Source organism: Flavobacterium sp. AJR, from assembly GCF_002156885.1.
Classification (GTDB): domain Bacteria; phylum Bacteroidota; class Bacteroidia; order Flavobacteriales; family Flavobacteriaceae; genus Flavobacterium.
Map to the genome: position 1 here is coordinate 1 of NZ_NCWQ01000179.1, position 2,008 is coordinate 2,008.

Sequence of the window (2,008 nt, forward strand, 5' to 3'; positions counted from 1 at the left end):
ATCTGTTGAAAGTTAGTATTTGTTATGCTTTATAAGATTGTAAAGCTGTTAGTCCAATTGCTAATATAAAAAAAGTCAAATAAACCCATAATAGTTTTTTTAAGATTATTGTCAATTTATATTTATGCGAATTAGGCAGGATTGGCAAAAGATTCTTTATAAGCCAGAGCCTTTTTTTCAATCATTTATTTCTTTTGGATGTTGTTTTTTTCCGATTTTAAAGAGTTACTCATAATCAATCCAATTACAAAACCACTAATAAGTCCTCCGATATGTGCTGCATTATCAATTCCTCCAGTAAGTCCCATAAGCAAATTATATCCTATAAAAATGAGCGTTGTAATTAAGAATACGTTATTGATTTGTGGAGGAAAAACTTTTGTCAATAACAAACTTAGGAATAATCCATAAAGCCCAAAAATAGCACCCGAAGCACCTACGCTTACTGTTGCATCATACCACCAAATACTAGCTAAACTGGCAATAATTCCTGTAACTAGGTAAATTGTTAAGTATTTTGTTCGACCCAATAGAGGCTCCAGAAATATTCCGACAAATAAAAGTCCAAACATATTTGATAGCAAATGCATGAAACCACCATGAAGGAAGACATTTGTAATAAGTCGCCACCACTCGCCATTGCTTGTATAAGGTTGGTAGTTTGCTCCCCAGTTTAGCAAATCTTGCCCATTAAACGATATAAAGCCTAAGCCTGATATAAGCATCACTAAAAAGATTGCAATATTTAGGTATATTAAAATTGGAGTAACAAAATAGCCTTCTCTTGGTTTTATAAATTCCAAGAATTCTTTTAAATCTTTGTTTTCTTGGGGTTTTCCGCTTTCTAGGTTCTTTAATTCTCTTTGGTTAAATTTTGGAATTAAAATCGCAATTAGTGATATAACTATTCCTCCTAATAATGTGCAGATAAACCATAGGAAGGAATTTCCATTTTTGTTTTCAAAAGGTTCTTTGTGAGAAATAAAAATAGTTGCACCTTCAGTATTTAATTTAGTGCAATTTTTTAAGGCTTTTTTATAACCATCTCCAGTTTCGGAATTCCCAACTCTTTCTAAGTATATAAAATCACTTAAATCAGTTCGGTTAAATTCGGTTTCACTAAAGTTTGCAAAGGTTTGGTATTCACTTTCTTTTCTAGAATCGCTTATACTATTACTAACCTGATTGTGGTATTTTATTCCTAACCAATATTTACAATTCGTAGCGGTCGAAGCATTATTTTTTTTATCAAAAACTGGAGCAACAACATATATAGTCATGTTAAAATCAGTATCGTGCTTGCCACTTACTTCAAATAAAGTATAAGAACTAGCTTTTGATTTGTCTATGAATAATCTTTTTATGTCATAATATTTTGTTTGTTCTTGTTTAGAAATTGCAGAAACATTTTCGACCGTAGTTAATTTTCCAGTTGCTGTTTTAAGATAGTCTTGAGCAATTATTGTTGGAACCGAAATGGAAAGCCAAAGAATAAAAATATAAAAATCGGTATAAGTCTTTCCGTTTTTCGCTTTTAGGTTTAAAATGTTTAATCTCTTGTGTAAATAAAATATGATCGGTATTGCAGGAAATATCAATGGAATTACAAAATCGATTATCATTTCTTTGACTGAAAAGAGTTGAAATTTGATAAAAAGTAGCCAGTTTAAAAAAGTATAAATAATACAAAAGCTTAACATCGTAATTAAAAATGGAGTAAAAATTAATTTAAGCTTCTTGGTAAGATTAGAATTCATATTTGGTTATATCTAATTATAAGGTGCGTGTTTTTCTATCAAAAGTCTTGATTGATTTATTGCATATATTGGCAACGTAGGACTTTTATCAAGAGACTAATATATAGTTTTTTTATTATTAATTTATACTTGAAAATAAAACTTCATTGTATTGCAGTTTCGCGTGAAGGATAGAGGCGGTATCCTTTTGTAAGCGGAGCAAAACAAAAGATAAAGCCGAAAGCCTGACCCGCTTTTTCTGCGGGGCACGC

Annotated in this window: 1 protein-coding gene; it reads right to left on the minus strand. The window is 30.6% G+C overall.

Annotated features, from left to right (window positions below):
* Positions 1–185 precede the first annotated feature (185 nt).
* Entirely contained in the window at positions 186–1,622 is a 1,437-nt protein-coding gene (locus B8T70_RS23410; protein WP_165763254.1) for a rhomboid family intramembrane serine protease, read from the minus strand.
* Positions 1,623–2,008: the final 386 nt, after the last annotated feature.